The organism is Pseudomonas edaphica, assembly GCF_005863185.1.
Classification (GTDB): Bacteria; Pseudomonadota; Gammaproteobacteria; order Pseudomonadales; family Pseudomonadaceae; genus Aquipseudomonas; species Aquipseudomonas edaphica.
Map to the genome: position 1 here is coordinate 1 of NZ_VBVZ01000897.1, position 1,776 is coordinate 1,776.

Consider the following 1,776-nt stretch of genomic DNA (forward strand, 5'->3'; position numbering starts at 1 on the left):
CCACGTCCACGCCGTATTGGTCGAGGTCTTCGGCGCCGATCTGCGCGGTCATCACCGCACTCACCCACTTGTAGCTGGCGACCATGAACAGCCCGGCATAGGCCAGGCAACACAGGCACGCGAGCATGCCGAGCAGGCGTTGCACCGGGCGTTTGGTCAGCTTGACCAGCGCATCTACGCCAAGGTGGCCGGCGGTGCGCACGCCGTAGGAGATGCCGAAGAAAATCAGCCAGCCGAACATGGCCTTGGTCAGCGCCACGCTCCAGGTCATGTCCTGGGCCCAGGTCATGGTGTGGTCGCCCAGGGCACCGAAAAAGCTGCTGCTCCATGCCCACTTGTCAGACAGAGCAAAAAACAGGGTGTAGATGTTGTTGAGCATGACGTAGACGAATGTCACCAGGGTCATGGCGGCCAGCAGGAAGGCGATAAACCCTTCCTCCAGGTGCTCCCAGACGCGCCTTAGCGTTTGCATGGCAAAACCTCGCGAAGCGGGAATGATGTCGGGGTGGAAAGCGGAACAAACTGTGGAAGCGGACCTCTGTGGGAGCCGGGCTTGCCCGCGATGGGATCAACTCGGCGCTACAGATACACCGAGTTGCCTGCATCGCAGGCAAGCCAGCTCCCACATAAAGCCCTTTCCACAGTAGTTTTGGGTGGTCGCCCAATCACTGGTTGGAGGCGTCCGCCGCCTTGATCAAGTCGGCGCCGATCTCACCTTCGAACTTCTGCCACACCGGGCGCATGGCTTCGCGCCACAGTTGGCGTTGCTGCGGGGTCAGTTCGATGATTTCGCTGGTCTTGGCGTCGATGATCTTCTGCTTGGCCGACTGGTTCAGCGCTTCGGCCTGCTTGTTCACCTCGACGGTGACTTCGACCATGATCTGGTCCAGGGTGGTGCGCACATCCGGCGGCAGGCCGTTCCAGAACTTGGCGTTGGTGATCACCATGTAGTCGATCAGGCCATGGTTGGACTCGGTGAAGTACTTCTGCACCTCGTTGACCTTCTGGCTTTCATAATTGGACCAGGTGTTCTCGGTACCATTCACGGTGCCGGTCTGCAGGCCTTGATACACCTCGGCAAAGCTCATCTTGCGCGGGTTGGCGCGGATCGCCTTGAACTGTTCTTCAAGTACGCTGGAAGCCTGCACACGGAACTTCAGGCCACGGGCGTCCTTGGGTTCACGCAGTGCTTTGTTGGCCGAAAGCTGCTTGAGGCCATTGTGCCAATAGGCCAGGCCGAGGATGTTCTTGTCTTGCATCGAGGTCAGCAATGCCTTGCCCTGAGCAGCCTGGAAACGGTCGACGGCGGCCAGGTCGTTGAACAGGAACGGCAGGTCGTAGATCTGCACTTGCTTGGTGTACTGCTCGAACTTGGCCAGGGACGGCGCCAGCATCTGCACATCGCCCAACAACAACGCTTCCATCTCCTTGCCATCGCCGAACAGCGAGGAGTTGGGGTACACCTCGACCTTCACACGGCCCGGCAAGCGCTCTTCAGCGAGCTTTTTGAAGAGCAGCGCGCCCTGGCCTTTAGGAGTGTTTTCGGCAACCACGTGGGCGAACTTGATCACAATCGGGTCTGCCGCCTGGGCCAGGCCCGCGGCAAACAGAGTGGCGGCGCACAGCAGCGCCCGAGAAAGCTTGAGCATGGGGAATCACCTTCTTATTGTTGTGTTATAGGGCAAGGTGCCTGATGTGGTGCGTGTAGTGAATTTCGAATTTTAGATACCTGCGTTCGGCCAGGCCGAACGCCATACTTCAGAACAATGAAAATCC

General features: G+C 59.0%; 2 protein-coding genes. Both read right to left on the reverse strand.

Going from position 1 to position 1,776, the window contains the following annotated elements; translation table 11 throughout:
• The coding region (locus FEM54_RS31860; protein ID WP_138454199.1) for a TRAP transporter small permease at positions 1-472 on the reverse strand (472 nt) is incomplete at its 3' end.
• 193 nt (positions 473-665) lie between these two features.
• On the reverse strand, positions 666-1,649 hold the full coding sequence (locus tag FEM54_RS31865) for a TRAP transporter substrate-binding protein (protein WP_017137474.1): 984 nt from the start codon (positions 1,647-1,649) through the stop codon (positions 666-668).
• Positions 1,650-1,776: the final 127 nt, after the last annotated feature.